This is a genomic window from Mediterranea sp. An20, assembly GCF_002160055.1.
Lineage (GTDB): Bacteria > Bacteroidota > Bacteroidia > Bacteroidales > Bacteroidaceae > Bacteroides > Bacteroides avicola.
The window spans coordinates 1-7639 of sequence record NZ_NFJV01000050.1; the positions used below are offsets into that span (position 1 = coordinate 1).

Annotated in this window: 5 protein-coding genes; 4 read left to right on the plus strand and 1 reads right to left on the minus strand. The window is 50.0% G+C overall.

Translation table 11 applies throughout. The features are described from left to right. On the minus strand, positions 1–1616 hold a 1616-nt coding region (locus B5F34_RS16735), incomplete at its 3' end, for a BT4734/BF3469 family protein (RefSeq protein WP_087340898.1). A 413-nt stretch (positions 1617–2029) separates the two neighbouring features. On the opposite strand from B5F34_RS16735, the gene B5F34_RS16740 reads away from it, so the two are divergent. The 4 genes from B5F34_RS16740 (at position 2030) to B5F34_RS16755 (ending at position 7639) form a co-directional block, all read left to right on the plus strand. Then, positions 2030–2248 carry a hypothetical protein gene (locus tag B5F34_RS16740; protein ID WP_087340899.1) on the plus strand — a complete coding sequence of 73 codons (219 nt, stop codon included), beginning with the start codon at positions 2030–2032 and terminating at the stop codon, positions 2246–2248. A gap of 429 nt (positions 2249–2677) precedes the next feature. Beyond that, a complete protein-coding gene (locus B5F34_RS16745; RefSeq protein ID WP_087340900.1) occupies positions 2678–4237 on the plus strand; it encodes an ATP-binding protein in 1560 nt (519 codons plus the stop codon). Positions 4238–4291: 54 nt separating this feature from the next. Continuing rightward, positions 4292–5854: an ATP-binding protein gene (locus tag B5F34_RS16750; protein ID WP_087340901.1), complete on the plus strand. Its 1563-nt coding sequence runs from the start codon at positions 4292–4294 to the stop codon at positions 5852–5854. Positions 5855–6430: 576 nt separating this feature from the next. After that, a complete protein-coding gene (locus B5F34_RS16755; protein ID WP_087340902.1) occupies positions 6431–7639 on the plus strand; it encodes a UDP-N-acetylglucosamine 4,6-dehydratase in 1209 nt (402 codons plus the stop codon).

The window sequence follows — 7639 nt, forward strand, 5'->3', positions numbered from 1 at the left end:
TTGTTTCCGGTCCCGCAGAGGCTGGCGATGTGTGGCCTGTTCTCCTTGTAGTGCGCGTAGGCGGCCCTCTCATTGACATGCCGCATGGTGGTGAGTGCCTTCAGTTGGTTGACCTCCCTTCCTTCCATCTCATCCAGCTCCTCGAGGCATACGATGGCGAATTCGGAGAGTGTGAGCAGGTCGTCCTTGCTGATGTTCCGGCTGTTGCTTTTCAGGTAGAAATACTTTCTCAGCTGTGGCGGTAGCAGGTTGTTGAGCCAGGTGGTCTTGTAGATGCCCTGCCGTCCGATGAGCACCAGGATCTCATGGTTCACCACATTCTCGTCGAGCAGGGAAGCCACCATGGCCACCAGCCATTTCTTGAAGAAGACGGGGAACAGTTCCTTTCCCGTGGTGACATGCACCTGCGCGGCCAGGGCTGCGATGTGGTCGGTTTTCCCGTCCCAGGGCTCCAGGCTGTCCAGGTATCTGACAAAGGGATTGTATAGCTCCACGAACTCCGAGTCGATCACGGCCCTGAGGTCCTGCTGCCGCACCGACCTCACCTCCTTGGACATGCGGCACCAGAGCGTGTTGACCATGCGGTCCGTCAGGTCGCTGAACTTGTCGCTGCCAGTTTCGGCCATTTCGCACTTGCGTGTGATTGTGTTCTTGCGGAAACGCCCCTGGGTGCTGAGGAAGGCCTCGATGTCGGACACGACGGATGTGGCAGCGTCGCCGTCGCTTGGTGAAGACTTTTTGCCGGGCAAGTGCCGGGTCCCGAATTTTTCCACTTGGCGGTAACATGAATGGAAAATGCCCGCTACGTTGCCGTCGTAGTCGGCAAACCGTTGCAAAGCCCATTCAATGGCAGTCTGCCGGTTTACGCCATAGTCATTGAGCAGGTAGCCTGTGCGCATGATATACTCATTGCGGTGATGTTCCGCATACGTCACACCCTCTGCTTCCAGTTGGTGTTCGATGGCACGGACCACCCGTTTCAGTCTTTGACTGGTCCGTTCAGTTGACTTTGGGGGTTGTTCCGGGGATAAATCCTGGGCTTGGAAAGGGAGGGCATCCGGGTTGAACCACACCTCCGGGTCGTGCGCCAGTCCGCTCAGGCGGGTTACATTTTTGCATTTTTCATCGTATTCGTGGCCGATAAGCGCGGCATAATGGCGGTTCATTGCCAGGAAAGCTTGGGAGTGCAGTTCGGATTCAGTCCGGAAACGGGTTTCTTCCAATGGGGCGTATGAGCTGATAACCCGGATGCCCTTTTGGCTGATCGTGATATAAGCCAGCAGGGTATGCCGGTCGTTCCGAATCAGTTTCAGGCATTCATCCAGCTTTTCTGTGGGTATGTGGTCGAAATCTGCCAGACAAAGATGGGTCCAATCCTGTATGTCGGCCCGTTGCTTCCCGTTGGCGAAACGTACGGAAACGGCAAAACACGGGCAGGAGCTTTTCTCACGTGCAGCTTCCGTTTTCCAGCCCTGTTGCATGTAGTAACGGTATTTTTCGGTATGTGTGGCAATGCCCGCGTCATTGCGGATCAGTTGAACGATGTTTGCCAACGATATTTCTGCCGGACAAGTGTCGGCATATCCTTTGAAGATAGAGAGTGTTAGTCCTTCCATGGGTTTTTGTTTGTTTGAAATTCAAATTTTGAGCGAAGATAGAATGAAAATACAGAATTGCCAAGCGCTGTGATTTCCACTATATGGGTATCAAAAACGGGTAGATTTAACGTTTTTTATGTGGACACAGAGCCACAGGGGGACACGAATCCTGTATTCTGTCCTCTCAAAAAATGGGGAATCTGTGTCTTTGTGCCTTTGCGTTCCATAGAGTGATTTTGTTTGGCTGTCTATCGCCACAGAACGATAAAATTTGAGATATGAGCGGTGAGTTGTTACGCACGCATTTAATATAATTATTAACCAAAACAATTTAAACAGCACGTATTTATGCATAAGAAATACGATAAGAACCCGGCGTTGGGAATTTTTTTTCGAAACTCCAAGAGGAAATCAAGGTAGATAACCGTCGTTTGTCACAGGCAGACATCTGTAAACTGGCCAAACTGAAAACGATTATATTTGCCAGTGTCAAGTCGGGCGAGAATCCCAAGTTGTATCCTTATTATTCAGTATTCCGTATTTATCTGCCTGTATTGCGGCAGATGGGAAAGAAACGGTTAATCCAGTTTTTGGAAGAATTGTTGGCTGCGTTGGAGGCTGACTACAACGCCCGCCACCGATTGTTGTAAACGCTAAGTGGTTGGCAAGGCTTGACAGGTTGCCACCTTCTTGGTGACTATATTTTACGCATGCGGGCGAGGTTAACTTACTTTTATATTGTTTTCCTCCGTACGCGCGTATAAAAGGTTCATATATGGGGTGTCAGTCTGTCAAGCTCAGTAAAGTGATACTAAACACGGAGGCACGGAGTCACGGAGTTTTTTGTTTTTTTATCCATAGCTCACAGAGTTAATTCCCCTTCTCTCGTATGCGGCGAAGCCGCGGACTCTGTGCCCTCCCGTCATTTTTCCGGCAGACAGTTACAGAACTTTGTGGCTCTGTGTCTCTGTGTTTGATATAAACTAATTCAGATTGATTATTTATAAATCCCATCAGGAGATTGGACTTTTCACTAGTTTTGCGTATCTTTGTGGTATGAACCCGAAAACTTGATCAGTATGGAACAGCCAAGGCGCTACCCGATAGGGATACAGACATTTTCCGAGCTTGTAAACAAGCAATATCTGTACATTGACAAGACAGAATACGTGTACCGCATGGCACACGGCAATTCCAAATACCTGTTTCTGAGCCGTCCGCGCCGTTTCGGCAAGTCGTTGCTTACGAGCACGCTGCATGCCTATTTCGAAGGGAGGAAAGACCTTTTCAAAGGGCTGGCTATCGAGCAGTTGGAGACGGAATGGACATCCTATCCGGTATTGCATTTCGACATGAGCCTGGGCAAGCACATGGACCGGAAGCAGTTGGAAAACTTTTTGTTGTACCAATTGTCCGGCCAGGAAAAACAGTTCGGCATTTCCACAGACATAGTAGACAGCAATATACGGCTGGCGAACCTGATTCAACATGCCTACGAGCAGACCGGCCGCCAGGTAGTTGTCCTTATCGACGAATACGACGCCCCCTTGCTGGACGTGGTTCACGAAGAGAAAGACCTTCCGGTGCTCCGCAACGTCATGCGCAATTTCTACAGTCCGCTGAAAGGCTGTGACCCTTATCTGCGCTTCGTGTTCCTGACGGGTGTCACCAAGTTTTCCCAACTGAGCATCTTCAGCGAACTGAACAACATCCAGAACATCAGCATGCTGCCCGAATATGCCGCCGTCTGTGGCATCACGCAGGAAGAAATGGAGATGCAGATGGACAAAGACCTGGATGTGCTGGCCTCCCGCCTGGAACTGACCCGCGAAGAGATGTTGCAGCAATTGAAAGACAATTACGACGGCTACCACTTCACGTGGCCATCGCCCGACCTGTACAATCCCTTCAGCTTGCTGAATGCTTTCAGCGAAGGGCGTCTGAACTCCTATTGGTTCGGCAGCGGTACGCCGACCTACCTGATAGAGATGCTGCGCAAGTTCCAGGTTATCCCGCAGGAAATAGGTGGTCGTAAGTGTGAGGCGTCAGATTTTGATGCTCCCACCGAACGGATGACCGACATTACCCCGCTGCTCTATCAGAGCGGCTACCTGACTATCAAGGACTATTCTGCCTTCTCGCAACTCTACCTGCTGGACCTTCCCAACAGGGAAGTGCGCATCGGCCTGATGAAAAGTCTCTTGGTGAACTATGTGCAGCGTCCGTCGCAAATCAACACGCTGGTAGGTGAGATGGCAGAGCATATCCATTTCGGACGGATGGAAGAGGCGCTTCGGCTGATGCAAACCGTTCTCTCTACCGTGCCCTATTGCGAGCACACGGACTACGAGGGACATTACCAGCAGATGCTCTACCTGATTTTTACCTTGTTGGGAAATTTTGCCGATGTGGAGGTACGTACTCCGAACGGCAGGGTGGACGTGGTGATGCGCACGCACTCTACGCTTTATGTCATCGAACTGAAGCTGGACAAGAGCGCCGAAGCGGCTATACAGCAGATAGACCTGAAGCAGTATCCGGAACGCTTTGCGCTGTGTGGGTTGCCTGTGGTGAAGGTAGGCATCAACTTTGACAAGGAGAAACGCACCCTCAGCGACTGGCAGGTGGAACGTGTTTGAAGTTTCAGCCGTTTTGTTTATCTTTGTCGTATGAACCCGAAAAACTGAAGCAGCATGGAACAGAAGAGACGTTACCCGATAGGGATACAGACATTTTCCGAGCTTGTAAACAAGCAATATCTGTACATTGACAAGACAGAATACGTGTACCGCATGGCACACGGCAATTCCAAATACCTGTTTCTGAGCCGTCCGCGCCGTTTCGGCAAGTCGCTGCTTACCAGCACGCTGCATGCCTACTTCGAGGGGCGGAAAGAACTGTTCAAGGGTCTGGCCGTGGAGCAGTTGGAGACGGAATGGACACAATATCCAGTGTTGCATCTCGACATGAGTCTGGGCAAGCACATGGATTGCGATACGCTGAACCGTTATCTGCATAGCATACTGGAAGACAACGAGAAACGTTTAGGTATTACCCCTCGTGAAACAGTGGATGCGAACATCCGGTTGAAGAATCTGATACTGGACGTACACGCCAGGACAGGCAAGCAGGTCGTTATTCTCGTCGACGAATACGATGCCCCCTTGCTCGACGTGGTACATGAAGAAAAACAGCTTCCTGTGCTCCGCAACGTGATGCGCAATTTCTACAGCCCGCTGAAAGCCTGCGACCCCTACCTGCGCTTCGTGTTCCTGACGGGCATCACGAAGTTCTCCCAGTTGAGCATCTTCAGCGAACTGAACAACATCCAGAACATCAGTATGCTGCCCGAATACGCCGCCGTGTGCGGCATCACACAGGAAGAGATGGAAACGCAGATGGATGTTGACATCGACATGCTGGCCTCCCGTCTGAACCTTTCCCGTGAGGACACCTTGCAGCGGCTGAAGTTCAACTACGACGGCTACCATTTCACATGGCCCTCGCCCGACATCTACAACCCGTTCAGTCTGTTGGGGGCTTTCGGCGAAGGCCGGCTGAATTCCTTCTGGTTCGGCAGCGGCACGCCGACTTATCTAATCGAAATGCTGCGCAAATATGGCACTCTGCCCTCCGAGATAGACTGTATCCCGGCTTTGGCAGCGGAATTCGATGCGCCCACCGAACGTATGCAGAACATAGCTCCCTTGCTGTATCAGAGCGGTTACGTCACCATCAAGGACTATGACGAAGGCATGGAACTTTATACACTGGGTCTGCCTAACAAGGAAGTCCGGGTGGGACTGATGCGGAGCCTGTTGCCCTCGTATGTGATGCCGGACACGCTGAAAACCACGACCATGATTGCCTACCTTTCGCGGGACATTATCCGTGGCGAGATGGATGCCGCCCTCAGTCGCTTGCAGGAATTCCTGGGTACGGTTCCATACGCGGAAAACACCCATTATGAAGGGCATTACCAACAGATGTTCTACGTGATTTTTTCCCTGTTGGGCATGTATGTGGATATTGAAGTCCGCACGCCCCGCGGAAGGGTGGATGTGGTGCTTCGCACACCCACCACGCTGTATGTCATTGAACTGAAGCTGGACAAGAGTGCGGACGTGGCGATGCAGCAGATAGACCTGAAGAATTATCCCGAACACTTCGCCTTGTGCGGGCTGCCGGTTGTCAAGGTAGGTATCAACTTCGATGCGGAGAAACGGACGATTAGCGACTGGAGGATTGAGCAGTGAAAAATTTCTTTCATTGTTTGGAAGTTTCCCGATGAATGTAAGTAAATGTGCAAAATTGAATGATACTAAACACAGAGGCACGGAGACACAGAGTTTTTGTTTTCTTGCCGTATGCGATGAAGTCGCGGACTCCGTGGTCTCCCTCTCATTATTCAAACAGACTGTTACAGAACTTTGTGTCTCTGCGTCTCTGCGTTTGATTAAAGATACCGTAAGCACTCAATCCAGTTTTAGTCGCTGAAAAAGATGATGTACGGAAGCAATCTACTAACCGTAAATATAAGCGACTTTCGAAACAGTATTGACATTTTACCCTCTTATAGAGACCTGCAGACATGTAGGTCTTTATACCCCGTGACTATATGCTCCCCATTAGGCTGTTAATGGATGGGGACAAGAAATCTGATGGCTTATTCCTATGTCATTGGCTGTATAATACACCATAAATAGTTAATTCCTGCAATACTCAAAAGTTCATTTTCTTGATTTTTAAGAGGGTGAATGCTATTGAGTGCTTACGTTCATCCCCCATCCATAAGCCCTCCTATCTCTGAATAATTTATATATCCTTACATCATGTTGAATATAAATAAATTTATCGGCGAGAACATTACTTCCCGTCCGAGCAGTCTGTTTGCGCCCGATATAGAAGCAAACAGGGACAGACTCCGTGAAGAAATTGAAGGCAAGCGTCTGCTTGTCATAGGTGGTGCCGGGTCTATTGGGTCTTCCTACATACGTGCCATACTTCCTTTCCGACCCTCTAAGCTGGTTGTTGTAGACCTGAACGAGAACGGTTTGGCAGAACTGACCCGTGATTTGCGTTCTTCTTATGGAATGTATGTTCCTGAAGACTACCGTACCTACACGTTGAGCTTTGCAGATCCTATTTTCGCACGCATTTTCCGGGAAGAAAAGGGATTTGACATTGTGGCCAATTTCTCTGCCCACAAACACGTGCGCAGTGAAAAGGACAAATATTCCGTACAAGCCTTAATCGAAAACAATGTCATCAGGGCAAAGAAACTGCTGGACCTGCTGGCGGAATACCCTCCCCGCCATTTCTTCTGTGTATCGACCGACAAGGCGGCCAATCCGGTGAACATCATGGGAGCCAGCAAGCGCATTATGGAAGACATGATTATGGCTTACACCCCCAAGTTTAAAGTGACTACTGCCCGTTTTGCCAACGTGGCTTTCTCCAACGGATCTTTGCTGGCAGGCTTTGTGGAGCGGATTATGAAGAAACAGCCTCTGGCGGCTCCGAGTGACGTGAAGCGTTATTTCGTATCTCCCGAAGAAAGCGGACAAATCTGTATGCTCGCCTGTATGCTGGGTCATAACGGGGAAATCTTTTTCCCGAAACTGGGCGAAGAGAAGATGATGACTTTTTCCACTATCTGTGACCGTTTCCTGTCCGCGCTGGGTTATGAGAAAAAGGAATGCGCCACGGATGAGGAAGCCAAGAAGTTTGCCGCCGAGATGCCCGAAGACAGTAAGGTTTATCCGGTAGTCTATTTCCGGAGCGACACAACCGGCGAGAAAGACTTTGAAGAGTTCTACGTGCCGGGCGAGAAACTGAACATGAACCGTTTCTCCTCCCTGGGCGTGATAGAGGATGTAAAGAAACGCCCGATGCAGGAACTGGAAGCGTTCTTCCACGAGTTGGAAGATATTTTCCATGAGCCTGATTTTACCAAGGCCGAAGTGGTGGAAGCCATCAAACGCTTCCTGCCGAACTTTGAGCATGTGGAGAAAGGAAAGAATCTGGATCAGAAAATGTAA